We start from the raw sequence: 26171 nt of genomic DNA, 5'->3' as shown, positions 1-26171 counted from the left end.
TAGAAAATAAAGAAGATGATCCCTATTAAATACAGGGATCATCTTCTTATGCTGTCTAACTTTTTTACATGTCCTTTGCTAGACTCATGTTTTTTATATTTAAAGTGAATTATTTGCAATCACAATTATGTTTTTTAAAATCAATTACCATACGCCCTTGAATTCTACCTTGTTCCATTTCTTCGAATACATTTTGTACTTTATCTAGCGAACAAGTTTGAACAACCGGCACTACTTTTCCTTCTGCCCCAAACATAAACGCCTCTTCCAAATCTTTACGAGTACCAACTAGAGAACCAACTACTTCAATTCCATCCAGTACAAGTCGTGGGATGTTTAAGTCCATTGTTTCTACTGGTAGCCCTACTGCAACTACTTTACCGCAAGCACGTACTGCATCAACTGCTGAGTTAAAGGCTACTTTAGAGACTGCTGTTACTACCGCAGCATAAGCGCCACCAAACTTCTCTTGCACAATTTTATCAGCAGGACCTTGAGAAATTGGATTGATAGTCATATCAGCACCAACTTCTTTCGCTAAGGCTAATTTATCGTCATTAATGTCTACTGCGATTACCTTTGCACCAAATACATTTTTAGCATATTGGATAGCTAAGTTACCTAATCCACCGCAGCCATAGATTACAATAGGTTGACTAGGTTTAATATCTGATACTTTAATAGCTTTATATGTAGTTACACCAGCACAAGTAATTGATGATGCTTGAGCAGGATCTAATCCTTCTGGTACTTTTACCGCATAATCAGCTGTAACGATACATTGTTCAGCCATACCACCATCCACTGAATAACCAGCGTTTTTAACTTCACGGCAAAATGTTTCTCTACCAGTTACGCAATATTCACAACGTCCACAAGATTGGAACATCCATGCAATACTTACACGGTCACCTATCTTTAGTGAAGTAACATCATCAGCTATTTTCGTAACAATACCTACACCCTCATGACCAAGAATACGGCCATCAGTGTTACCAAAATCATGATTCGCAACGTGTAAATCAGTGTGGCAAACTCCACAATACTCTACATCTACTAACGCTTCACCTGAGTGTAACGGACGTAATTCTTTTTCAATCACTTCGATGTTTGCTTTGCTGTTTTTATTAACCACTACTGCTTTCATATGTGATCTCCCCTTTAGTGTTTTAGCATTTTAATGAGTTTATCTCACAACTACTTTCTTCACTACTTTGGCTAGTTATTGTACCAAATTTAAGTGTTCAATCATCATTACATCTTCATCATAACATGACACTTCATAAACAATTTGTGAAATTATGAACAATATTTGAATTATTACATAAATCGGTCTTTATTTTAAATTTTTAAAAATGAGAGTTTATCACTGACTATAAGTAAGTCATACATTTCTAAAAGAAAATAAAGTAACAAACTTCTCATCGATAAAAAAGCTCTTCACTCAATATTTTCTATATTTAAACACTTAGTTTCACAGTAATAGCCTTTGCCACCAACATAAACTTTTTCTATTTTATTCTTGGTATTGGTTGCTAATTTAACTAATATTTCGGAAGGCGAGTGTAAAGAATAACCTTGTTCAAATACATAGACTTCTTTTTGCAAATAGTGCTGTTCATAAAGATAGCAAGCTAATGCACCGTTTGAAGTTCCAGTCGCTGCTTCTTCATTAATGTCGTATAGTGGAGCAAAATTTCTGCATATAATTCGATTGTCATTAAAAGTATATAAATGCATCCCGACAACATTATAATACTTGCTGATTTCTTTAATTTTTTCAAAATTAGGTTGCAGTGCATGTAATTGTATTTCGCTTTTTATAGGAATTAAAATATCTTTTAAGCCAGTGGAGACAATTTGAATTGGGTATTTATTGTCTATATCTTTACTATCAAAACAGTCGATGAACTCGTTTGGAGATACAACATCATAGAATCTCGGTTTATTTTGTTCCATGAATATGATGTCATCTTTTATAGTGATAGTAAGAACACCGCTGTTCGTTTCAATCGTATAGCGATTCCTGAAAAGTTTATTTAAATGCATCAGTATCGCGAAAGAGCCAATTGTGGCATGACCACATAAATCAACTTCTTCTTTTGGAGTAAAATACTCAAATTTATAATCAGCAATTTCAGATTCTGATATAAATGCGGTTTCCGCATAACCCAGTTGTTTGGCTATTTCGATTTTTTGAGTAGTGGTCAATGTATTTGTATTCTCAATAAATACCACTCCTGCTTTATTTCCGCCTTTATGCTCCTTGCTAAATGCACTTGCAACATAAACAGATATTTTCATAAGACATCTTCCTCACTTATAGTAAATTATAGTATAGAAAGCACTACATATAAATTCCATTGGATAAATTATCCCTAAAATAAGAAACAAACTATTTTTAGCATTTGAACTCTCCAAAAATAGTTTGTCTACAGTCTGAAAGCTCTTCATTTGAAGAGCTTTTTTTATATTCGCTTCATCGAAATCGTTTCACGTATACTTTGTAAATTTTTTAGAGTTTCCTCTTGTCGCTGCAACGACAACCCTACATACAAAGTATCTAATAAGCTTAACTGTGCTAATCGTGATGAACTTGCTTCTGTGCGGAATTCAGTCTCACGTGTTGATGTATATAACGTTATATCAGCAAGTTGACTTAATGCTGATTTCTTATAGCTCGTAATCGCAATAATTTTGGCTCCTCTTGCTTTCGCTACTTCTAACGCTTCAAGTAATCCTTTATTGCTACCAGAATGAGAAATACCAATAACAACTGAATTTTCCGAGAGTAAACCTGCTCCCATAATTTGAAAATGCGAATCAGTATGAGCGATACAAGAAATACCCGTTCTCATAAACTTATGATACGCATCCATTGCAATAATACCAGAGCCACCATTTCCATAAAACTCAATTCGACTTGCTTCTTGTAAGGCTCGTACAGCCTGCTCAAGTGCCGTTTCATTAAGCAAATGTAAAGTATCTTGCAGTCCTGTAATATGCGAATGAAAAACTTTTTTAGCAACAGTTACCATACTATCTTCTGCTGATACCTCTTCATGAATATTTTGCATCGGTGTATGTACAATTTCACGAGCTAATGTAATCTTTAAATCTTGAAAACCTTGCAAACCAAGGTGTTTACATAAGCGGAATATCGTAGCTTCGGAACTATTCGTAACTTCAGCTAATTCTGTAATAGATTTATGTACAACATCTTGTGGATGTTTCAAAATATGTTCGGCAATACTTCGCAATTTCGGTGATAAACCATTTAACGAAGCCTGAATCTTTCCAATCCCACTTCTTGTACCAGGCATAGCATATCCTCCCCTTCCATCGTAGCTTTATCCTGTAAAAACCGATTAGTTAAACTAATCATCAGTGGGGATGGTCCCCCACTGATTAGAGTTTCACTTTATTGTACCTAATTATCGAAAGAAGAAAAACCTATATTAGGGATTACTATAAATTTTAATTTCTCCTATGTATTCTGTCATACGATATAACAGAATTATTCATGCTTATGAATAATTCTCCCCATGTTTCACTGCGTATAATGCGGCTTGCGTACGATCATCCACTTCCAATTTAGCTAAAACGTTTGAAACGTGTGTTTTCACAGTTTGTTCTGTAATATGAAGTTCTGCTGCAATCTCCTTGTTGCTTCTTCCTTTCGCAATTTCGCGAAGTACCTCTTGCTCTCTTTTCGTTAACATTGAAAAAGGATTTTCTACTTCCTTCTTTACTGCAGAACGCCCCATTAATGCAGGTGTTACTTTCGGGTGAAAATTCGCATTTCCTTGATGTACTGCAATAATAGAAGCGACAAGTTGCTCAGGTTGTACTTCTTTTAATTGATAACCATCTGCTCCAGCTTCAAGTGCTGGTATAACATAATCTTGCTCTGAAAAACTACTTAATATAAGTACCTTTATTGTCTCATCATATTGCTTTAGACGTTTTGTTGCCTCAATTCCATCCATTTTCGGCATCGATACATCCATTAGTACGACATCTGGTCTTTCTTTTTGCATGAAATGTAATGCCTCTTCGCCATTTTCCGCTTCCCCAATAATTTCAAATTCTTCTCTCGTTTTCAAAAAGAATACAAGTCCTCTTCGAACGATATGATGGTCCTCAACTAGTAGCAGTTTAATCTTCAACCTTATTCTCCCCTTCAAATCGGCAATTGAATTTCTATTTTTGTACCCTTTTTCAGCTCTGTTATAATTTGAAACGATCCCTTCATTAACTGAATACGTTCCTTCATACTTTTCAGGCCAAGTGCTGATTCCCTTACTTGTTCTTGTATAAATCCTATTCCATTGTCTTCTATGTAAAAATGTAACTGGTTATTTTCTATTTTCAAAAGAATATGTACCTTTTCACACGAAGCATGCTTTTTACAATTATGTAGCGCCTCTTGGCTAATACGCCATAAAACTTCTTCTATTTCATCCCCAATTGAAACCATCCCATCAATTCGAACTTCCACTTGAACTCCTAATAACTTCCCGTAATTTTGAATTGCTTCTGCTAATCCTTTCTCCAATCCTTCAGGTCTTAATTGCCAAATTAATAGCGTCATCTCTTGTAATGCTTCTTGTGATAATTCCCCAATATAACTTAACATCTCTTGCAATTCTCTATCTTGCGTCATATTCAGAGTACCTTTCGCTGTTAGCATAATAGAAAATAACAATTGTTTTACTGAATCATGTAAATCACGTGCAAGTCGATTTCTTTCCGCTACCACTACATATTTACGTTCTTTCTCAACTAATTGAATACGTTGTATTGTCGTTCCAATTTGAAATGCAATTGATTCTAATAACGCTAACTCTTCCTCAGAAAAATGAGTCTTATGAGGTGCAGCCACATTTAGTAGACCAAATTTTTCTGATCCAGACCTAAGCGGAATTGTCGCATGATGTGTAACATCTTCTGTCTCTCCCCAATTACATTCAATTGCATCTTCTATTCGCTTACATTCAATAATATTAGTCGCTTTTTCCAATCTCCCATTCACAAAACGTTCTACACACCAACAGTTTCCTTCACACATCGGCTTCTTCTTTTGCCACGTAAGAGCCTCTGGTAAATTTTCGTCTACAAGCATGCTGTGCTTTCCACTTTCATCAATAAAGAATATCCACCCTGTTTGTAAATTCATTACTTGTAACAATGTATGCAACACTTTTTCTAACATATCCTGTAAGTTTGTTGCTTCATTTAATAATTCAGCAATTTCTTTTAATGCTTCTAAACGACGCATCTCTTTTTCTTCAAAGTTCATTCTCATCACCAACTACAATTATAACATTAAGAAATTTCTAAATTCTATAAATAAAAAAAGAACCGAATTCCTTCAGCCCTTTCTTTATATCAATCATTTTATTATTGTTATTCTATCCAATGTTGGAAGCAGAATTTTTGTTAACAAACGATTCTACTTTAGCTGTCCGATAAAGATTGTCCACCATGGATATGCTGTAAACCTTCAGTAGTAACAACCATATTCGCTGCTGGCATTTGCACTTGATTCTTATGGAACATAGACATTAATTCAAATCTTACTTGTCTAGAAGTTTCAAAATAATCTTCTGGCTTTATTAAACCTGTAATACAAAATTCATAGCCAACATATTTCAAGTTAGGATTTAAGTCTGTAACACCGACGTATTTAAATGGTTCAACAGCCTCATCCTCTACTCTATAAAGAGTTTGATTCAATTCTTCATTGCATATAACACATACTTCTTCTAACAATTCCTTCACTCTTGTTGGATCTTCCTGATAACTTACCGTGATGCGTTCAATTACACGCATCCATCCTTTATTAAAATTTTGTATCGTTCTAATCTCTCCGTGCGGGATGGTAAGTAGTTTTCCTGACCATTCACGAATTTGCATAAAACGAATACTAATCTCTTCAATAGTTCCTGAATTTGTTCCGTTAAAAGTTACAAAATCACCAACCCGAAACTCTTTGTCCGCTAATCTTGCAAAGCCTAATATAACATCTTTTAGCATCTGTTGTGCAGCAAAACCGATAACAACTCCAGCTATCCCTGCACCTGCAATAATACTTTTTATATCTACAAATTGGCTAATTAAATATATGATAAGACTGATGATAATGATATATCTAAAAATAGATCGAATTACACTTTGAATCGTCTGCTCTACCTCTTCATCAAAAAAGCTTGATTTCCTAAAAAACCAATCAATAATACGGTTTATTACAAAAGAAATAATGATTAAAACTAAAGCAAATAGTAAAAATCTTAAAAGTAAAAACTCTCTTACATAATTAAAAAATTCTTCAGTATACGTTAATAAGCTCATTTAACCACTTCCTTACTAATTAAAAAATTCATAATCGCCTAAGTTTGTTCCAGAAAAATCTATTATCCTAATCTAAAATGCCACTATCCTTACTATGTATTTTGACTCTATTACTAATTCACCTTAAACAGTATGTCTAGGTGTTCTTTTTCCTTTCCCTTTAAATATACCCTTTTTAATAACCTAAGGGGGAGCGAATCGTGAAATTTTTTTATACGTTAAAACTTTATTCATCTCATTACGATTTCAACTCATTTATTCATTAACTACGTAAAAAAAGAGCTGAATTTATCAGCTCTTCTATTCAATATTAATTGTTGTCTTACTACTTTTTTCTTCTTTCAATTTTGGCAATTCAATTGTCAGTACGCCATCTTTATAATTTGCTTTAACATTTTCTTCCTCAACTTGTTTAAAATTAAAGCGTCGAGTTACAGAACCTATAGAACGTTCTTTACGAATATATGTGCCATTCTCATTTTTTTCGTCTACTTCATTATGATTCGTTGCTTGGATCGTTAATATATCTTGTTCAAAATCAACTTGAATGTTTTCTTTTTGAAAACCTGGTAAATCTGCTTTCACAGTATATTTACCAGATTGCTCATGAACATCTACTTTAAAAGTATCCATGTTCAGTGGCTTAAAGAAAGCATCTGTCATCCCTTCTAATAAAGAAGGCCCAAAATCAAAAATGCCATTTTGACGTTTTGTTATCTCTGGAAATAAATTACGCATATTTTTTCCTCCTTATTATTTATGAATGAAAGATTATCTCTTTCTGCCTTTATTATAACATTTGGTCAAAAAAGGTCAAAGTTTTTGTTTGACCTTTTTTGATGTATATTTTACCAAATAAAACAAATAAGTTATATGTCATCTCTCCCCTTATAAAGAGGAATATATTTACATAATAACGAATAGTTTATTTGCTCTTTTTTTTTCTTACGGAGGTTACATACAATGGGATATATTGAAGAACTTAGAAAAGTTGTCGGATCAAGACCACTCAATCTAGCAGGAGTTGCTGTAGCTGTTTTCAATGAACATGGACAAATAAAAGAGACCTTTTTTAAAGGCCTCTTTTTTCACTTCACTTCTGCATGTAAGCATGACTTAAAATGTCCAAGTGCATATTCATGCCCTTGTGCATTAAAAGATGCAACCGCCTTTTCATAAACAACAATTTTAAACCCTTTATTATAAGCATCTACTGCTGTATGAAGAACACAAATATCAGTACAAACACCTACAAGATGAACTTCTTCTATTCCTCTTTCTCTTAGCTTCATCTCTAAATCCGTTCCAGCAAACGCACTGTATCGCGTTTTGTCCATATAATATACATTCTCTGCATTTTTATATGTTTCGTACACATCTTGTAATTCACCAAACAAATCTCTTCCACTTGTACCAGCTATATTATGAGGTGGGAATAACTTTGATTCTGGATGATATACATCATTTTCTTCATGTTTATCAATAGCAAAGACAACGTAATCTCCATTTTCAATATATTGCTTCGTTATATGTACAATTTCCTTCTCAATTTCCTGTCCTGGTTTCCCGCAAGTTAAAGCACCCTTTTCCGCTACAAAATCATATGTATAATCAATATTAATAAGAGCTCGTTTCATAACCACTATCTCTCCTTCTTCTGTTTCACAGTAAACAATAGAAAATTTGTTATTACGACATCGTATGTACTATTCGACATTTCAAATGAAATACCTACATTTTTCTTCTGAAACTTACCTTAGTCCGAGTTTATCATATAATAGATAAACAATGGTAAAACAAATAGCTCCTATTAACAAGTCATGAATTTGATAATTGAGCGTTATTTGCATAAACTCTTGTATCGTAAACCAAATTACTGCCATCATTAGGCTAATCAAAATGATACGAATACACCGATTCACGTATTCAACCTCTTTCTCTGTCATAGTAATAACAAGTGATTACTTCCTATTTAATCGTATTAGAAAATGAAATAAGTTATTCACTCTTGCCCACTTTAGTCCAAACAAAAAAGCACACTACTTTTTGAGTAATGTACTTTTTATTCTTATTAAGACGCAGGTTTTGTCTCAAATGTTGCTTGATTAAAACTAATAACCTTTCCTTTCGGGTCATTGTTTTCATACTGAACTGCAGTAATTGTATGACTACCTGTTTCCAGCGTTTTTTCTTTTAACTGCACTGTTGTCTGCGTTGTACTAGTTACTTGATGTTTATCTGTATACATTTGATCTACAAATACGAATGTTTCTTTATCACTTTGAAAATTAGAAAGTTCTAATTCAACTTGCTGAATTAACGTATCCTTTTTGATGAATACAGTCGGTATATTGCCGTTTTCAGAAGTACCATCTGGAGTAATAACTTTTACTTTCCCTTCTCCAATTGACATTGCTCCTTCAGGAAATACAACCATATTCTCATCACTTGCGTTTACAACTTGTTCTTCCTGTTTTGATTGCGCGTCCTCTTTTTCCTGTGGAGCACCGCAACCAACTAATAACAATACAGACAATCCAGTGATTATGAATTTTTTCAAAATTCATCCCCCCTGTAACTTCATTATAATTTATTATACAAAAATAACTTTTAAATTTTGAGACTACTTTCAACACTTTCATGAACAAATAGAATCTTGCTCACGATTAATGTATCATACTTTCCTTAATAGAACATTAATTTTTTTTATGAAATAAATAGTAATTTCCTCTTATCTATCATTTTAGCCCAACATATGAATTACATACCCTCAAAAATAAAAAGACATTGTTAATTCAATGTCTTTTCTATACAGCAATTAAAAAACAAACGTTGTAATCTCATCTACTTCTTTTCTTGGAAGTTTCTTCGGTTTATCTTTCGGAAATCCGAGTGAAATAACCATATTTATTTGTTTTTCAGGCTCAACTTGTAAATATTGGCGCAGTTCATCTTGAGCTAGCAATACTGGCCCTGTCATTGGACAAGTACCAAGTCCCTTTGCATGTGCAGCTAACATTAAGTTTTGTGCCGCTAAACAGCTACTCTTAATGCCTTCTTCCTCCCAAACTGAATTTGGAACAAAAGCAATTGGATCAAATATCTTTTCACGGAACTTTGATTCATATGGTGTTGCCAAACATACGATTAATACTGGTGCCTCCGAGAAAGCTGTTGCATATGGTCCGAAAGAACGTGTAAGTAATTTCCCTGCTTTCTCTTCTCCATTTTCTGCTGCTTTTGCCGCAAGTTTATGTAATGCATCCCACGTCATTTGTTCAATTTCTTTAATCTTCTCTCGATTCATGATAACTAAGAATTCCCACGTTTGTGAATTCGTATCACTTGGTGCGTAACGAGCACAATCAATTATTTCTTTTATATCATTAGTAGATACTTCTTGATCTGTAAACTTTCTAACACTTCGTCTTCCGTGAATTACTTCTTTAAAATCTTCATAATTCATATATTAAATCCCCTTTTTACAGCGTTTTCAAAACTTGTCCTATGCTTGAATTATATCATGAAAAAAAGCCGGAAGAATACCAGCTTTTTTCTTCATGATTAATTTGTCATTTTAAACAAACGAATACTCTCTTCGTATGCAGCTTGTAGTTTTTTCGTAATTGGTCCTCTTTCACCAGCCCCGAACTGTTCATCACCAATTTGAACGACTGGGAATATTTCAAGTGGCGTCGCTGTAAAGAAGCACTCCTCAGCGTCATATACTTCTTGTAATGAAAACTCTCGTTCCTCTACATCGATATGTAACTCTTTCGCTAATGTAATTACATAGTGACGTGTAATACCATGTAAAATGAAATGATCCGCTGGATGTGTAATCAACTTATTATTCTTCACGATAAAGAAATTGGAATGACACCCTTCAGTCACAATACCATCTCGTACTAATATTGCTTCTTGATACCCTTGTTCATTTATTTTGTTTTTGATCATGATATTAGGAAGCAAATTTAAAGATTTTATATGGCAAAACTTCCACCTGATGTCCTCTTCTACTGTCACCTTAATCCCTGCCTCCATTGAAGCAACTGGTCTTGGGAACGAAACAAGATTTGCAAAATATGTCGGTTGTAAATCTGATTCATATACATGATTGCGCGGTTGTGCACCTCTTGATATTTGTAAATATACATTCCCATCTTCTTGAAATTGATTTTTTTCAATCATTTGATATAACTCTTCTACTAATTCTTCCTTCGTAAATGGTGGAATTAGTTTTATTTCTGCCATAGAGTTAAAGAATCGTTCCAAATGTAAATCTAATAAATGAGGCTTGCCATCGTATAGTCTAAATACTTCATAAATCCCATCACCAAATTGGAAGCCTCTCTCTTCTAATGCTACCATCGGCTGTTCTTCTTTCGTATTAATCATTCTCCCATTAAACAAGATCCAATCTTTATGAGTAGCTTTCATTCTTCCCCACTCCTTTATCACATGATTGATTTTATTGTACAACTTATGACACCCTGAAAGAAGAAATTTTCTGTATTTTCACAAACTAAAAATACATCACTTCGTAAAAGTGATGTATTTTATCATTTATTTAAGGAAATATTTTTCAATATCATCTAACATAAGGTTCGCAGCTTTAATACCGCCTGCTGTATTCCAGATTACCTCATCCACTTGGAATACTTTATTATTTTTAGAAGCCTGTAGTTGCTTAAAGAGTGGATCTTCTGTCCATTCCTTCGCTAACGAATTTCCTTCATTATTCTTATCTGCATCTTTATCAGACGTGAAATAGAATAAGTAGTCTCCGTCCATATTTGGAATCTGCTCTTTTGTAATTCCTTTTATCGCAAAATCATCTTTATCTTGTAATGGTGGTCGTTTAAATCCAATATCATTTAAAACAACGCCCGAGAATGAGTTTTTTTGATAAATACGAACATCACCTGGCACGAAACGAATAATAGAAACTTTAGAATTCAATTTATCGCCTAACTTCTCTTTCATTCCTTCAATGCGTTTTTTATAATCATCAAGAGCTTTTTGCCCTTCTTTTTCTTTATTTACAGCTTTTGTATAAAGTGTAAAGTTTTCTTTCCAATCACCGCGTAATGTTTCTGCATAAACAGTTGGTGCGATTTCTTTTAGCTGATCATATATTTTTTCATGACGCATTTTATTTCCGATAATTAAATCTGGCTTAAGCTTCATTACAGCCTCTAAATTAATATCACGTTCAGTTCCTACAACTTCCGTGTTTTTTAACTCTTTCGCTAAATGAGGATACCATTCATCACCAGCACGTGGTTTCGTAGTCCCCACTGGCGTTACGCCCACAGCTAGGAGAGCCTCTGCGCCTTCATTTGTTAAAACAACAACTTTTTTAGGTGTACCATTTACTGTCGTTTCACCCATTGCATGCTTTACCGTATATGAATCTTTTGCTTTCGCTGATATATTATTTTCTTTTTTCTCTTCTTTACTACATCCTGCAATTACAACCATGAGTATCATAATGCAGAACATAATTAGTTTTTTAGTATGTATCATATGTCCTCCCTAGATGAAATCGATTATCATTAACATTTAAAGATTAATGTATCTTACATACATTGTCAATGTATATCAGAAAACTTTTTTAATATATACTATTTAGATTCTATCCGCTTTTCTAATGTTTCTTTTTAAAACATAGTGCATAAGTATGAAAAAAATGTTGTTATTAAAATGCGTATCCTTGTTATACATAACAAGGATACGCATCCATATTGTACTATCATTTCAATTCCTAATATTGAGTATACTTAATATACGCTGGGTCATTATATACCCACTGATTTCCACCAAGGTTTAACCAACCATTTTCATTTATATATACTAAATAAGATTCTGGAGAATTTAATTGGCGGATAACTGCAGATGTAGTTGATGGACCACTTCTTAAATTTACATTCAGCCCTTGTATATATGCAACCCCAATCGGGCTTCCATCACTATTGCTTGTCTTTACAAAATTAATGTAAGAAGAATCATTATACACCCATTGTCCATTCCCCAAATCTAGCCATCCGTTACTTTCTTGATATACAACGTAAGATTCTGGAGAATTTAATTGACGAATAACTGAGGAAGAAGTTGATGGACCATTTCTTAAATTTACATTTTTCCCAAGAACATAAGCGATTCCCTTCGTTTGAGGTACCGGTTGTGGGTTAGGAGGTTGTGGATTTGGAGCTACTCCAAAAATAGCTGCTATTCCATTTGCATACGCTTGACTTAGATCTTCAATAAATTGTGGATTTTTTAATAAATTTGCATCAAAAGCTGTATCAATAAAAGCAGTCTCAGTTAAAATTGCATCCATTGCGGTTTCTCTTAATACCGCATAATTTTCTTTTTTTGCTCCTCGATCACGAAGACCATATTTTGTTAATACAGGATTGACAGCTGTATGCATTTTTTGTTGCTTTGCATATGCAGTGCTGCTATTGGATAACGCATTATAAATATAACTTTCAAAACCTGTACCCCCGCCGCTATTAATATGAAATGAAATAAAATAATCCGCACTGAAAGCATTAGCAATATTAGCACGTTCAGATAAAGAAATAAACACATCACTATCACGTGTCATTTTAATTGTAATTGGGTAATTTACCGTTAAAATGTCTCGAACGCGTCTAGCAATTTGAAGTGTTAAGTTTTTTTCTACTAAACCATTACCAACAGCACCAGAATCATATCCACCGTGCCCTGCGTCTATAACAAGTTTCATTTTATTGCCCCGCCCCTTTCTTGTAATATGTTTGCATTTCTACTCGTCCTATTTTATGTGAAATGTACAAATTCTGTTACAATTGCAAATAAAAAAACCGCCTTATGTAAGGCGGTTTCTATCATCTTGCTTTAACCAATTTAAAATAAATATATACGATTGATAGTGAACATAACGTATGCAAAATAAAATAAATAAAAGTGCTATTCCAACACCACTATAAAGTAAACCGAACTTTAAAAAAACATTTACAAGTGGTGGAAAGTTTATTAGATTTTGTAATGTACTAAGCATGCAAAACATAATGAAAAAGACAGGGACGTATTGTAATTCATACGGCTTTTTTTTCTTAATCATTCTTTTCCGAATGATTATATGACATAATTCTGCTACTATAAAGCACCCTCCAATTAATACAAGACCAGAAGTCATCGTCATACATCCACCTGCCTTATATTTATTGTATCGCATAAATAATCATCGTTATATTTTCTTTACATACTCTTCATCTTCTGAAGTAAAACCAAAACTCTCTATGAAAGACTTCGCCTTTTCTGTTAATTTCTCTTGTAGCACTTTTATTTCTTTCACATTTCTTTGTTTCATCATTTCTTCAAATGTAAAATACGTATTTGTACCATAACCGTAACCTTGGTAATCAAAATGAATAATTAGCTGTGATAAAACAGCCCGTTCCTCTTGTACACTATAATCTATTACACCAATATATGTATCATCAACTTTCACACAGTACTGTACCTTTTTCTCACCTAAACTATGCGATTTAAACATTTCTTTAACAACGCTTTCATTTTCTACAGTAACTTTCTCAAACGTAATCATATGTTGTCCATCCTTTTACTATTATTGTATCAATAATACTTCCTATTTATGAAAAAAACCTTAAGACCGTATGCGATCTTAAGGTTTTTCTAATTAAACTAAGCTATACGCACGTTTTGTTTCTTCATGGAACTTATTCGTATCGTATTTATGCTCAACATAAATTTGGTGCCATACCATAAACGCAAGTACAGTCCAAATTTTACGGCTATAATCGCCTTTATCTGCACAATGTGCTTCCAGTAAGTTTAATACATACTGTTTGTCGATTAAATGCTCTGTCTTACTTTCGTTTATAATATTTATAGCCCAATCATGCATTTCGTCTTTTAACCAGTGACGAATTGGTACTGGGAATCCAAGTTTTTTACGATCTAATACGTGATCTGGAACGATTCCGCGTGCTGCTTCACGTAAAATAGCTTTCGTAGTTCCGTTAGCAATCTTAAATTCAGTTGGAATTTTAGATGCAACATCGAATACTTCTTTATCTAAGAACGGTACACGAAGTTCTAATGAGTTTGCCATTGTCATTTTATCAGCTTTTAATAAAATGTCACCGCGTAACCATGTGAACATGTCAATGTACTGCATTTTACTTACATCATCATAATCTTTAATCTCGTTATACAATGGTTTCGTGATATCCATATAGTTAACACTTTCATTGTAATACTTCATTAATTCAGCTTTTTCTTCTTCACGGAAGATTTTAGCATTTCCATAGTAACGCTCTTCAATTGGTGTACATCCACGCTCTAGGAAGCTCTTACCTTTAAATCCTTCTTTAAGAGCACCACTTAATGCTTTTAGAACGCTCTTACCTGGACTAGGGATGTAAGAGAACATTTTTAGTGAGTTTGGCTCACGGTAAATGTTATAACCACCAAATAGCTCGTCTGCGCCTTCACCAGAAAGAACAACTGTTACATGTTTACGTGCTTCTTTCGCAACGAAGTACAATGGTACAGCTGCTGGATCAGCTAAAGGATCATCCATATGCCAAATGATTTTTGGGAACTCATCCATAAATTCTTTCGCTGAAATGAATACGTTATGGTTTTTAACGCCTAATTTCTCAGCAGTTTCTTTCGCAACATCAACTTCACTGAAACCACGTTGCTCAAAACCAACAGAGAATGTTAAAAGATTTGGATTCATTTCTCTTGCGATAGAAGCGATGATAGATGAATCGATACCACCAGATAAGAATGAACCTACTGGTACATCACTACGCATATGCACTTTTACTGAATCATATAACACATCACGAATTGCTTGGATATGCTCCTCTTTCGTTGCACTTGAAGCGTTGAAATAAGGTTTCCAGTAGCGATGGATTTCCATCTCTTTACCGATTTCTTTTACGAAATAATGACCAGGCTCGATTTTATTAACATCAATTGTTAAAGTTTCTGGCTCTGGACCATATTGGTACGTAAAGTAATGTTGTAGTGACGTTGGATTAACGCCTTTATCTTCCATCACATGCATAATACTTTTCTTCTCAGATGCGAAGAATGTAGTATCACCTTGTTGTGCGATGTATAAAGGTTTAATACCGAAGTGATCACGTGCACCGAAAAGTTTCTTTTCTTCACGATCCCAAATCATAAATGCAAACATACCACGAAGGTAATCTACACATTTTTCTTTCATATGTGCATACAATGCAATGATAACTTCTGTATCAGATTGCGTTGCAAACGTTGCACCTTTTTCAAGTAACATTTCACGTAATTCTACATAGTTGTAAATTTCACCATTAAAAATAATTACATATCGATCATTTTCATAAGTTAGCGGCTGATGTCCTGCCTCTAAGTCAATGATGCTTAAACGGCGGAAGCCAAATTGTACATGTTCATCACGAAAATATCCTTCGTCATCTGGACCACGGTGGAAAATCATCGTGTTCATATTTTCAAATTGATGTTTTTCTGTTTCTGAAAACTCTCTAGGGTTTTCACATAAACATCCTACAAAACCACACATACTTCTTACCCTCTTTCAGTTTTCATTCTGTCTCTATACTACTATATCAACCCTATTTATACTAGCATAATCAACTGAATATGGCGACCAAAAACTATAAAAAAATCACTCCATTTCACATTTTTAACAATTTTTTATGAAAACATGAAAACTAGGCACTCACCTTTCTCCGCTTTTGTCATATGATATTGCAAATTGATTTCTAGGAGGGAATACCATGAGTGAAGAAAAAAAAGATTCTTCTCGCCCACCGGTTCGTAATTACTTAAAGCAAATTGATGATTTCTTCGAGCAAACACCTCTTCGCAATGTAATCGCTGATTTAAATCATTTTTTCCAAAAAGGAAACCGTTTATTAACATTCCCTGTAGATTTATATGAAGTTGGTGAAGAACTCGTTGTTACAGCTGAACTACCAGGTATACAAAAAGAACAAATCCAAATTGAAATACAAAGTGAATACTTAAAAGTCTCTGTAAAAGAAGAGATACTTGAAGAGGAAGAAGAACAAACATCCCATAACTATTATCGCCGAGAACGTTCCATTTCAGAAGCATCAAGATTGATTAAATTGCCGTATTCAATTAATAAAAAAGCGGCAAAAGCTTCTTATCAAAACGGCGTATTAGAAATTCGGGCGCCGAAACTTCCCCAGCAACATGACATTTTATCGATAGACTAATGCAAAAAAATAAGGGTGCTATGCACCCTTATTTTCAACCCACTAATCGCTTCATATCACGTATAATGTCTTCGTATGGCGTATTACTAATGCCACTATACTTTTTCATTACTTTTCCGTTTTGATCAATTAAATAAAATGATGTACCATGCATGACCTGACCGTTCTCCGGCTTATCTACAAGTGATTGGAAATTATCTTTTGAAAACTTTGTAATATCTTCTAACGAATACCCCGTTAATAAATTCCAGTTACTAGTATCCTCTGTAAACTTTTGAATAAAAGCTTTCAGATTTTCTGGCTTATCAAGGTCTGGATCTACACTAAATGAAACAAACTGAACGTCTAATTTCTCTTCTTTTGCCATCTTTTGAAGCTTGGCCATATTTGCAGTCATTGGTGGACAAACTGTCTGACAATTTGTGAACATAAAATCTGCAACCCAAACTTTCCCTTTTAAATCTTTTGTACCAAATTTCTTTCCATCTTGATTTGTAAATTGGAAGGTTTCTAAATCCCAATTTAATGGTTTACGAAGCTTTGAACCTGATTCACTACATCCAGCAAGTACAAAGAGACAAAATACAACCATAAGACCAATTATTTTTTGATAACGCTTCATTTATAAACCTCTTTTCTCTATCCTAAATTTAAATAGGTTATGTTTATAATAACAAAAGTTAACACTACGAGAAAATTGTTTACTACATTTGTTCACGAAATCGTACGAATTTACGTATGTTACTTTTTTATTTCAAGCGAATTACTAGACAAAATATATTTTTTTACTATTATTTCTCTAAATAAAAGTGATAAAACTAATTTTATTGTTACTTTTGTAAATACCTCTCCCTATTTTTTAACAATTCCTTAAACATTAATCCATGTTTTACACTGTATTCCTTAACAACATTTCGGTACAATACAAATACAACGATTTTAAATGAGGTGATGTTCATGGCAAAGCGCTATGAAAATATGGATAATGTTAGTACAAAAAAATCAATTCGCTCTTTTTTACGCTGGCGTAAAGAACGAAAGCAAAACAAAAAAGATTTTTCTTTCTTAGTAGAACAATCACCCGTTAAACAAAGTGCATTTTTGCAAAGTAATGTTGAAAAAACGACTATCACATGGATTGGGCATTCCACTTTTCTTATCCAAACGAATGGACTTAATATATTAACAGATCCAGTATGGGCTAATAAATTAAAGCTAGTTCCAAGACTTACAGAACCTGGACTCTCTATAGAAGCACTACCTAAAATTGATATTGTCCTTATTTCACATGGTCATTATGATCATTTAGATTTTTCAACTCTTCGTCAGTTGAATGATGATGTTCTATATCTTGTACCTATTGGATTAAAAAAATTATTTACTCGTAAGAAATTTAAACATGTAGAAGAGTATAAATGGTGGGAAAGTACGATAATTAACGAAGTTTCTTTTCACTTCGTACCCGCTCAGCACTGGACGAGAAGATTCTTATTTGATATGAATACGTCTCACTGGGGTGGATGGATTATTGATAATGAAACGACTATGGAAACCATATATTTTTGTGGTGACAGTGGCTATTTCCAAGGTTTCAAAGAAATTGGTGAACGCTTTTTAATTGATATTGCTCTTATGCCCATTGGCGCTTATGAACCAGAATGGTTTATGAAAGTATCTCATGTTTCACCTGAAGAGGCCGTGCAAGCTTATTTAGATTTAAACGCTACGCATTTTATACCAATGCATTACGGAGCTTTTGCACTCGCCGATGAAACACCTCGTGAAGCAATAACTAGACTTCGAAATAATTGGAATTTGCGCATGTTACCGTGGGAACAACTGCATGTACTCTTTTTAGGTCAAACTTTTATTTATAGTAACGCAACAAATAATAAGCAAATAAACGAAAAAATTGAAACTTTACATGTGTAACGTAATGACTGATTTTCTATATCCAACATATAATATAGAAAATCCTATAGTGAAACTTTAATTAGTGGGTTTTCTTCATCCCCACTGATTATTTGCCTCACCAATCAAGCTTTTACCGGCAGCCCGCTACCTAACCTCTTTGCTCCAGCTAAATTTGAGGTAGAAAGTTTTACTGTCCACAAATAGCGGGATAAAGGGTGTTTTCTATGAATGAATATTTACAGACTCGCTATATCATTAGCGGTAGTGCCTGTGTAGCTCTTCTTATTTCTTACTTTCTATTTACATAAAAAAGCTACTTGAAATATATTTTCAAGTAGCTTTTTTATTACTCTGCTAAATACATAAATCCGATTGCGCCCGGACCTGTATGAGTACTAATAATAGGCGTTGTATAGAAAATTTCTGATTGAGCAAATCCACTTACTTTTTCAACCGCCGCTTTCATACTTTCAGCTAAAGGAATTGCTTTCGCATGCGGAATTGCAACAGCTTTTACGACTTTTCCAGCCGTATCTTGCTCAAATAACTTAGCTAATGTTTTTACAATTTGGCCTTGGCTACGAACTTTCGTTACAGGATTATAAACACCGTCTTCAAGACTAGCAATTGGCTTTATATTAAGTAGAGAACCGATAAACGCTTTTCCTTTACCGATACGTCCACCCTTCACTAAGTTTTCTAATGTATCCACTACTACATATAAACGAGTATTCTTTCTTACTTCATCTACACGTTTTAAAATTTCTTCTAGTGAGCGTCCGTCATTTGCCATTTTTGCAGCTTCAATTACTTGATATGCTAAAGCATGTGTAATAAATTGAGAATCAACAACTGTTACTTTTGTATCAGTCATTGATGCAGCGCTATTTGCAGTTGCTACAGTACCGCTCATTCCACTTGTCATATGGATAGAAAGGACTTCGCTTCCATCTTCCCCTAGCTTGTCATACATTTCTACAAATGTACCCATAGCTGGTTGTGATGTTTTTGGTAATTCCTCTGATTTAATCATTTCTTCAATAAATTCGTCAGGTTGTAAATCAACGCGATCTAAATATGTTTGTCCATTTACAGAGATTGATAATGGTAAAACATGAATGTCATACTTTTCGATTACGTCTTGTGATAAATCTGCCGTTGAATCTGTTACAATTTTAATTTTTTGCATACTATACTTCTTCCCTTTCCAATACGCTCTCCTTGTTATTATACTAGTATTCCCATTGCTTTCAACAATTTGGAACGAAATTTCATCAAATTAATTATATTTTCATATCTAAAATGAAAAAGACAGAGTTTACTAACCCTGTCCGTACTTCGTATCATGCATTTTTTTCAAGGGTATTTGTTTTATATACATTTAAATAATCATTCCACTTCAAACAATTTTGTAAATATTCACGGAAAGAATACGAAAATCTTGGGTGTTTTTGTTTTTGAATTTTTGCAATAAATAATTGAAGACGAGACTGAATTAGAAACGATAATGGATGCTGTGCCTGTAGGACAGGGATTTCGAATATTTTAATGCAATCCCCTGTTGAATGAGTGAAATAAAAACTTTTCGTAATCACAATATCAATCCTCTTTTTCATTGGATTTTTGAACTTCCTCTACTTTGCGCTGTAACACGTTGTTTAAAGTGGAGTAAAATCAGACTTATATGATTTCTGTAGTCCTTATGGCTAGAAGATTTATACTCTATTCATCTCCACCTAATTCACCTTCCCGCCCTAAATATCTCTGAGACGGGAATCTCATTATCCATCAATTGTTTAATACATTTAGTATAAGCTTATAAAAGCGCAAAGTTTGTCTAAATTTTGGAGATTCTATAATTTTTTTCTTCTATATATTGTATACGTTTATAGCTATAGTATAACAAATAAATAAAAAAGTGCCTTTATAACGAGGCACTTTTCGACTGCATTTCTTCTCTTTTCTTTTTCCTCTTACTAACAACCTTTGATAACGCAATACTTACTTCATAAATACAAATAAGCGGCACTGCAACTAAACTATGAGATAAAAAGTCTGGCGGTGATATACAAGATGCAATGATAATTAATGCTACGTAAGCATACCTTCTTATTTTTATTAAAAATTCCGCCGTAAGTATTCCAATACTAGTTAAAAACATTACAACGACTGGCAATTCAAAAATCACAGCAAATGGAACTGTTAAATTAAGTACAAAATGAAAATACTTTTCTGTCGTAAACATCGTATTAAACATTTCATTACCTATCGTAGTTAAAAAGTGAAATAGAAACGGCATTACAATAAAGTATCCAAAACATAAACCTGCAATAAATAATATAGACAATACCGGTATATACATTATTGTCATCTTTTGTTCATTTGGATGTAAACCCGGTTTTACAAATAACCAAATTTGTATAGCAGCAAAAGGAATTGTACAAACGATAGCAAATACTGTAGCAATCGAGAAAAAAATCCACAATACATCACTTGGACCGAGAACAGTTAATTTCATTGGTAAATCTTTTACAAGCCAAAAATAAATATCCTTTGTAAAAGTAAATCCAATAATTAAAAATAGTACAAAGGATAACACCGTATATATTACTCTTTTTCGAAGCTCAACAATATGTTCTACTACGCTCATTTCCCGATTTTCCATCTCGTTCACCACACTTTATTTATCCATTACAAGGAAAATACACTACATTTTTTCTTTCTTTTCCTTTTCTTGAAATGCGTCATCTGTCAATTCTTTCGTTGATTTTTTAAACTCTTTTAACGTTTCCCCTAAAGCCTTCCCGATTTCCGGCAATTTTTTAGGTCCAAATAAAATGAGTACTGCTACTAAAATTAAAATTAACCCTGGAAAGCCAATATTTGAAAACATTTCCCCATCCCCTTTATTAGTAGTTTCCTTGTCCTACTATTACATAATTTTATTTTGTCAAAAAAGTTTGAAAACGTCAACAAATCCATTGTCTTTTGTCAAAAAAATTCAAAAATATAATCAATTATACAAATTTCATTTTCTATTGCTCTTGTGTATGATATGGTAAGGGAAATGACATATTATTTTATGATAGTAGAAAGGATTTGCATTATGACTGAAAAAATGACACGAATGACCCAATTTGTAAAAGAAGAAATTGCAAATGCAATTACACATGGTATCGGTGCCATTTTAAGCATCCCTGCCTTAATCATATTGATTATTCATGCTTCTAAGCACGGTACCGCATCAGCCGTAGTTGCATTTACTGTTTATGGTGTAAGTATGTTCTTACTGTACTTGTTTTCAACATTGCTACATAGCATTCATCATCCTAAAGTAGAAAAAATATTTACTATTTTAGATCATTCAGCCATTTACTTATTGATTGCTGGCACGTATACTCCTTTTCTACTTATTACACTTCGTGGCCCATTAGGATGGACGTTGCTTGCTATAATATGGACACTAGCAATCGGAGGTATCGTCTTCAAAATTTTCTTTGTACGTCGCTTTATTAAGGCATCAACGCTATGTTATATCATAATGGGATGGCTCATAATCGTTGCTATTAAACCACTTTATGAAAATCTAACTGGACATGGTTTTTCACTACTTTTAGCAGGTGGCATTTTATATTCTGTCGGAGCTATATTCTTCCTTTGGGAAAAGCTACCTTTCAACCATGCCATATGGCACCTGTTCGTTTTAGGTGGTAGTGCGATGATGTTCTTCTGTGTACTCTTTTATGTCTTACCTACAGCATAATAAAAAGGATTCAGCTTACGATAAGCTGAATCCTTTTTTATTACTTATGTAATTGTGATGCAATAACTTCCTGTGTATGCTTCGTTAATTCTTTAATATCCATATTCGCATAATCTTCAGGTGTAATCGGCTTAGAAATTGTTACTGTTGCATGAGCTGGCTTCATACGATTTCCATTCGCTTCAAACATCTTATATGTACCATCTAACGTTACAGGTAAAATTGCTACACCTGACTTTACTGCAAGATGAAAACTACCAGCCTTAAACTCTCCAACTTCGCCGCCCTTACTTCTCGTTCCTTCAGGGAAAATTACGATAGAATGTCCATTCTTTAATAGTTCAATTCCATCTTTAATCGCTTGAAGAGATTGACGACGATCGCTACGATCCATAAATACACAATTCATCAGTTCCATCCAAGTTGGTACAACTGGGAACTTTTTAATCTCTGCTTTTGAAACGAATCCAATTGGTTTATTTAAGTAACCTAGTAAAACAGGGATATCCATATTACTTTGGTGATTACTTACAACTAGTACTGGCTTGTCTTTCGGAACATTTTCAAGTCCTTTCACTTCTACTGCCCCTCCAGCTACACGTACCATTTTCTTACCAAACCAATTTGTCGTTTTATACACAGCATTATCTTTTTCTTTTGGCGCCATCGTATTTACTTGTCTTTTAAGACGCCACATTCTCGGTGTAATCGCAATTACGATTAAAATTAAATAAAAGATTTTAAAAAACGTTTGAATCATACAGAACCCCCACCTATTATCATTCCGACCTTCATTATACTAGACAAACGAAGGAAAAAGAAGAAAAAAAGTCCAAACAGCAAGTGTTCGGACTTTTTAAGCATTCTATATTAGAAACGTTTTGCTAATTCACGAGCATTAGCAATTGCTGCTTCTTTAATTTCTTGTGCTTTTTCAGGGTTTGCATTCATACCTTCAACTGCAATATATTCAGTATCATTTACACCGACAAATCCTAATACAGTCTTTAAGTGATTGCGACCGAAGTCTACAGCTGCGTATGCTCCTTCAGAATATACGCCACCTGTTGCCTGAATGTGAAGCGCTTTTTTACCTTCTAATAAGCCGACTGGACCATTTTCAGTATATTTGAATGTTTTACCTGCGATTGCTACGTTATCTAAGTATGCTTTTACTACTGGTGGATAGCTAAAGTTCCACATTGGAGTTACGAATACATAACGATCTGCATTCATAAATGTTTCTAAGTTTGTGTTCATTGCTGCTACTTTTTGTTGTTGAACTTCAGTTAAAGCTTCAAAGCCTTCACCTGCTGCAAATTTACCCCAAGCAGCAAATACATCTGCATCAATTGCTGGTACTGTAGTGTTGAATAAATCAATTGTTACAACTTCGTCTTGTGGATGTTCGTTTTTATAAGCTTCAATGAAAGCTTCCCCTACTGCCATTCCGAAAGAACCTTCTGCTGAATTTGGATTTGCTGTAATAAATAGTACTTTTGTCATTGTATTCTCTCCCTTTTTTCTCTTTATCTTTAATTCAAGATTTGTTTTTTAAAAGTTAATAACTTACCTTATGTAAGTATAATACAAAAAGTTTTAATCAATGTCAATAAAAAATAGCTACTTTTTTTTCGTAAGTTAATGATTTACTTTGTTTCCTTAAAATTCAGTATACAGATATTACGAACTCTTTCATATAAAAAGGCTACCTCTACAACTTATAGAGATAGCCTACTATTACATATTATTTTTGAAATACATGTTTTACTTTTTCAGCTGGAATATTACTTCCGCCTCTACCTTTTACATCTTCAATCATCATTGTAATGACCATATCTGGGGAATTTAAATCAAATGCAGCGAACCAACCTAGTTCTTTTCCTTCGGCCTCTTTTGATACTTTTAATTCCGCTGTACCTGTTTTTCCAGCAAGAGTCATACCATCAATTTTAGCAATTCTCCCTGTACCATCTGGATCATTAATTACTTTCGTCATTGCAGTTTTTAATATATCCTGATTTCCTTTAGAAATTACATTTTCTTTCCAAGCTTTTGGTTGTTTATCTGTTTTAATAATATACGGTGACGGAATCGTTCCATCATTTACAATTGGCGCATACGTTAAAGCTAAATGAAGAGGAGTCATTAATACTTGTCCTTGTCCATATCCCGTATCTGCCATTTGAATATCATTTTTAATGCCGTCATTTGCAATTTTAGAAGCAGGGAATCCATATTCAATTGGTAGTTTCTCATCGAATCCGAATTTTTTTGCTTCACTCATAAACTTGTCTTTTCCGATTTTCAAAGCTTCTTGTGCGAAGTAAATATTATCCGAGTATTTCATCGCCTTATCAAGATCAATCGGATTTGCATCTTTCACACGCGTTACATAGTAATTACCCCAAGAAGAATCTTTTGTCCATTTTAATCCTTCAATTTTCAACTCTTCTTTTGGATTAATTGTTTTCGTTTCAAGACCAATTGCAGCTGTAATAGGTTTAAATACAGAACCTGGTACCGACAATTGTGTAAAGCGATTTGTCATTGGTTTTTTCGGATCATTATTCCAAGCTTCGCGTTGTGCCTTCGATGTCCCTCGTGCAATTATATTAGGATCATATGCTGGACTACTTACTAGTGCAATTGTTTCTCCACTTTTCGGATTAATTGCTGCACTTGAACCAGCTTCGCCCTTCATTTCATTATACGTTTTTTCTTGAACAACACTATCAATAGTTAAAGTTACATTTTCTCCATCAACAGCATCTGTTTTTGCCAAGTTTTTAATTTCTTTTCCTTGCGCATCTTCTACAAAGACACGGCCACCTTTTTTACCGCGTAGCTTTTCCTCTAATACTTGCTCTAAACCAGCTTTACCAACTGGGTCATCAGCTTGATAGCCTTTCTTTTGTAGCGTTTTTAAATCTTCAGCATTTACCTTTCCAATATAACCAGTCAGATGAGCTGCCGCTTCCCCTAACGGATATGTACGAACATTTACAGGTTTTGTTGAAACACCTGGTAAATCAATGTACGTATTTTGTGTTGCCCCTTCAGGCAAAATTCCAATTGGTACGAGATACCCTGGTTTTACCCATTTAGCAGCTAATTTTTGATCAATTTCTTCTACAGACATATTTAATAACTTCGCTACTGTTTCTTTCGTTTGCGGAGCAGCATCGCCTAACTTTTCAGGAATCAATCCGATTTCAGAAGCTTTCCCATTCGTTGCAAGACCTTTTCCATTACGATCGTATATTTCACCACGTTTTGGCTGTGTTGTCTGCATACGCACTTTACTATCTTTCGTCATGCCTGGGAAAATAAAATCAGGAGTCCAATCTATTTTCCAAGATTCTTTATCTCCATCTTTTTCTTTCACCATTTTTGCTTCATGACCAAATGTAATTTTACCACCAACTGTATCCATGCTTACTTTAAAAGGAACAGGGCCTTCATCTTTTTTATCTTCTTTTACTTCCCCTGTTTCTACCTTTAAGTCTTTCACTTCGATACCAGAATAAATTTTTTCATATTTCTCAGTAAACTCTTTCTTTGAAATATCTTTTTTTGCATTTTTTGATAGTTGATCATACATATCTGCAAATTTTTGTTTATTCCACGCTTTTACATATGTATCAAACGCTTCTTGTGGTTTTTCTTCTTTACCACATCCAACTAACATGAATGTTAAGCAAAGAAAAAGAATCCCCCATATCTTTCTCAATCGATTCTCCTCCTCTTTCTATATTAGTACTTTTGAAAATTTTAGCATTTTTACATGCTACCTATCATTATAGCACTATCGAATCTCATCTATAAACTTATATTGGTGAATATAAATAAAAAGATTGATGCGA

The 26171-nt window shown here is 33.8% G+C and carries 28 protein-coding genes and 1 pseudogene; 4 read left to right on the top strand and 25 right to left on the bottom strand.

All coding sequences use genetic code 11. From position 1 onward, the window contains the following. Positions 1–109: 109 nt before the first annotated feature. The 7 genes from adhP to ACTFRM_RS25685 all read right to left on the bottom strand — a co-directional run bounded on the left by adhP (position 110) and on the right by ACTFRM_RS25685 (position 7092). A complete protein-coding gene (gene adhP, locus ACTFRM_RS25715) occupies positions 110–1147 on the bottom strand; it encodes an alcohol dehydrogenase AdhP (protein WP_000649120.1) in 1038 nt (345 codons plus the stop codon). Positions 1148–1440: 293 nt separating this feature from the next. Beyond that, positions 1441–2304: a PhzF family phenazine biosynthesis protein gene (locus tag ACTFRM_RS25710; protein ID WP_000704346.1), complete on the bottom strand. Its 864-nt coding sequence runs from the start codon at positions 2302–2304 to the stop codon at positions 1441–1443. 164 nt (positions 2305–2468) lie between these two features. Beyond that, on the bottom strand, positions 2469–3323 hold the full coding sequence (locus tag ACTFRM_RS25705) for a MurR/RpiR family transcriptional regulator (RefSeq protein WP_001119642.1): 855 nt from the start codon (positions 3321–3323) through the stop codon (positions 2469–2471). A gap of 204 nt (positions 3324–3527) precedes the next feature. Then, positions 3528–4169 carry a two-component system response regulator CasR gene (gene casR / locus ACTFRM_RS25700; protein ID WP_000694623.1) on the bottom strand — a complete coding sequence of 214 codons (642 nt, stop codon included), beginning with the start codon at positions 4167–4169 and terminating at the stop codon, positions 3528–3530. Positions 4170–4183: 14 nt separating this feature from the next. Next, entirely contained in the window at positions 4184–5281 is a 1098-nt protein-coding gene (gene casK / locus ACTFRM_RS25695) for a two-component system sensor histidine kinase CasK (RefSeq protein WP_170879395.1), read from the bottom strand. Between the two features lie 179 nt (positions 5282–5460). Then, positions 5461–6354, bottom strand: a complete 894-nt coding sequence (locus tag ACTFRM_RS25690; protein WP_000055427.1) for a mechanosensitive ion channel family protein — start codon at positions 6352–6354, stop codon at positions 5461–5463. Between the two features lie 300 nt (positions 6355–6654). Beyond that, entirely contained in the window at positions 6655–7092 is a 438-nt protein-coding gene (locus ACTFRM_RS25685; protein ID WP_001245055.1) for an Hsp20/alpha crystallin family protein, read from the bottom strand. Positions 7093–7317: 225 nt separating this feature from the next. On the opposite strand from ACTFRM_RS25685, the pseudogene ACTFRM_RS25680 reads away from it, so the two are divergent. Then, positions 7318–7413, top strand: a pseudogene (locus ACTFRM_RS25680) (DNA mismatch repair protein MutT); the annotation flags it as partial. Between the two features lie 29 nt (positions 7414–7442). On the opposite strand, the gene ACTFRM_RS25675 reads toward ACTFRM_RS25680, so the two are convergent. The 10 genes from ACTFRM_RS25675 to asnB all read right to left on the bottom strand — a co-directional run bounded on the left by ACTFRM_RS25675 (position 7443) and on the right by asnB (position 15946). Further along, entirely contained in the window at positions 7443–7991 is a 549-nt protein-coding gene (locus tag ACTFRM_RS25675) for a cysteine hydrolase family protein (protein ID WP_000816763.1), read from the bottom strand. A 114-nt stretch (positions 7992–8105) separates the two neighbouring features. Beyond that, the gene (locus ACTFRM_RS25670; protein WP_017674122.1) at positions 8106–8300 is read right to left on the bottom strand and encodes a hypothetical protein; all 195 of its coding nucleotides are present in this window, start codon (positions 8298–8300) and stop codon (positions 8106–8108) included. 125 nt (positions 8301–8425) lie between these two features. Further along, positions 8426–8914, bottom strand: a complete 489-nt coding sequence (locus ACTFRM_RS25665; protein ID WP_000713496.1) for a hypothetical protein — start codon at positions 8912–8914, stop codon at positions 8426–8428. A gap of 258 nt (positions 8915–9172) precedes the next feature. After that, a complete protein-coding gene (locus ACTFRM_RS25660; RefSeq protein WP_001105288.1) occupies positions 9173–9820 on the bottom strand; it encodes a nitroreductase family protein in 648 nt (215 codons plus the stop codon). Positions 9821–9918: 98 nt separating this feature from the next. Continuing rightward, positions 9919–10794: a D-amino-acid transaminase gene (gene dat, locus ACTFRM_RS25655; protein WP_074553986.1), complete on the bottom strand. Its 876-nt coding sequence runs from the start codon at positions 10792–10794 to the stop codon at positions 9919–9921. Between the two features lie 126 nt (positions 10795–10920). Then, positions 10921–11883 (bottom strand): ABC transporter substrate-binding protein, encoded by a 963-nt coding sequence (locus tag ACTFRM_RS25650; protein WP_000581989.1) that lies wholly within the window; start codon positions 11881–11883, stop codon positions 10921–10923. A 238-nt stretch (positions 11884–12121) separates the two neighbouring features. After that, positions 12122–13108 (bottom strand): N-acetylmuramoyl-L-alanine amidase, encoded by a 987-nt coding sequence (locus tag ACTFRM_RS25645; RefSeq protein WP_226368539.1) that lies wholly within the window; start codon positions 13106–13108, stop codon positions 12122–12124. A gap of 102 nt (positions 13109–13210) precedes the next feature. Beyond that, entirely contained in the window at positions 13211–13540 is a 330-nt protein-coding gene (locus tag ACTFRM_RS25640) for a hypothetical protein (RefSeq protein WP_000200455.1), read from the bottom strand. 51 nt (positions 13541–13591) lie between these two features. Beyond that, the gene (locus ACTFRM_RS25635) at positions 13592–13951 is read right to left on the bottom strand and encodes a GNAT family N-acetyltransferase (protein ID WP_000627523.1); all 360 of its coding nucleotides are present in this window, start codon (positions 13949–13951) and stop codon (positions 13592–13594) included. Positions 13952–14044: 93 nt separating this feature from the next. Beyond that, positions 14045–15946: an asparagine synthase (glutamine-hydrolyzing) gene (asnB, locus tag ACTFRM_RS25630; protein ID WP_000333816.1), complete on the bottom strand. Its 1902-nt coding sequence runs from the start codon at positions 15944–15946 to the stop codon at positions 14045–14047. A gap of 217 nt (positions 15947–16163) precedes the next feature. On the opposite strand from asnB, the gene ACTFRM_RS25625 reads away from it, so the two are divergent. Further along, positions 16164–16628: an Hsp20/alpha crystallin family protein gene (locus tag ACTFRM_RS25625; protein ID WP_001288085.1), complete on the top strand. Its 465-nt coding sequence runs from the start codon at positions 16164–16166 to the stop codon at positions 16626–16628. A gap of 34 nt (positions 16629–16662) precedes the next feature. Here ACTFRM_RS25625 and ACTFRM_RS25620 read toward each other — a convergent pair whose 3' ends face one another. After that, positions 16663–17250, bottom strand: coding sequence for an SCO family protein (locus ACTFRM_RS25620; protein ID WP_000833331.1), 588 nt, complete (start codon positions 17248–17250; stop codon positions 16663–16665). A gap of 335 nt (positions 17251–17585) precedes the next feature. Here ACTFRM_RS25620 and ACTFRM_RS25615 point away from each other — a divergent pair, with 335 nt between their 5' ends. After that, positions 17586–18560, top strand: coding sequence for an MBL fold metallo-hydrolase (locus ACTFRM_RS25615; protein ID WP_001129630.1), 975 nt, complete (start codon positions 17586–17588; stop codon positions 18558–18560). Positions 18561–18888: 328 nt separating this feature from the next. Here the strand turns inward: ACTFRM_RS25615 and ACTFRM_RS25610 are convergent, their stop codons facing one another. The 4 genes from ACTFRM_RS25610 to ACTFRM_RS25595 form a co-directional block, all read right to left on the bottom strand. Further along, the gene (locus tag ACTFRM_RS25610) at positions 18889–19731 is read right to left on the bottom strand and encodes a DegV family protein (RefSeq protein ID WP_001169470.1); all 843 of its coding nucleotides are present in this window, start codon (positions 19729–19731) and stop codon (positions 18889–18891) included. A gap of 154 nt (positions 19732–19885) precedes the next feature. Beyond that, positions 19886–20137 carry a DUF2535 family protein gene (locus ACTFRM_RS25605; protein WP_000629012.1) on the bottom strand — a complete coding sequence of 84 codons (252 nt, stop codon included), beginning with the start codon at positions 20135–20137 and terminating at the stop codon, positions 19886–19888. Positions 20138–20466: 329 nt separating this feature from the next. After that, positions 20467–21207: a twin-arginine translocase subunit TatC gene (tatC, locus tag ACTFRM_RS25600; RefSeq protein WP_000431523.1), complete on the bottom strand. Its 741-nt coding sequence runs from the start codon at positions 21205–21207 to the stop codon at positions 20467–20469. Positions 21208–21249: 42 nt separating this feature from the next. Next, positions 21250–21435: a twin-arginine translocase TatA/TatE family subunit gene (locus ACTFRM_RS25595; RefSeq protein ID WP_000492443.1), complete on the bottom strand. Its 186-nt coding sequence runs from the start codon at positions 21433–21435 to the stop codon at positions 21250–21252. 213 nt (positions 21436–21648) lie between these two features. Between ACTFRM_RS25595 and trhA the strand changes: the two genes are divergently transcribed. Continuing rightward, positions 21649–22305, top strand: a complete 657-nt coding sequence (gene trhA, locus ACTFRM_RS25590; RefSeq protein WP_000136889.1) for a PAQR family membrane homeostasis protein TrhA — start codon at positions 21649–21651, stop codon at positions 22303–22305. A 40-nt stretch (positions 22306–22345) separates the two neighbouring features. Here trhA and ACTFRM_RS25585 read toward each other — a convergent pair whose 3' ends face one another. The 3 genes from ACTFRM_RS25585 to pbpC all read right to left on the bottom strand — a co-directional run bounded on the left by ACTFRM_RS25585 (position 22346) and on the right by pbpC (position 26038). Then, positions 22346–23065 (bottom strand): lysophospholipid acyltransferase family protein, encoded by a 720-nt coding sequence (locus ACTFRM_RS25585; protein WP_000616577.1) that lies wholly within the window; start codon positions 23063–23065, stop codon positions 22346–22348. A 110-nt stretch (positions 23066–23175) separates the two neighbouring features. After that, positions 23176–23811, bottom strand: coding sequence for an FMN-dependent NADH-azoreductase (locus ACTFRM_RS25580; protein ID WP_000170025.1), 636 nt, complete (start codon positions 23809–23811; stop codon positions 23176–23178). A 241-nt stretch (positions 23812–24052) separates the two neighbouring features. Continuing rightward, positions 24053–26038 (bottom strand): penicillin-binding protein 3, encoded by a 1986-nt coding sequence (gene pbpC, locus ACTFRM_RS25575; protein ID WP_322367590.1) that lies wholly within the window; start codon positions 26036–26038, stop codon positions 24053–24055. Positions 26039–26171: the final 133 nt, after the last annotated feature.

Origin of the sequence: Bacillus cereus group sp. MYBK227-1 (assembly GCF_051916325.1) — a bacterium.
Lineage (GTDB): Bacteria > Bacillota > Bacilli > Bacillales > Bacillaceae_G > Bacillus_A > Bacillus_A cereus.
This window is presented reverse-complemented; position numbering and strand designations above follow the sequence as displayed.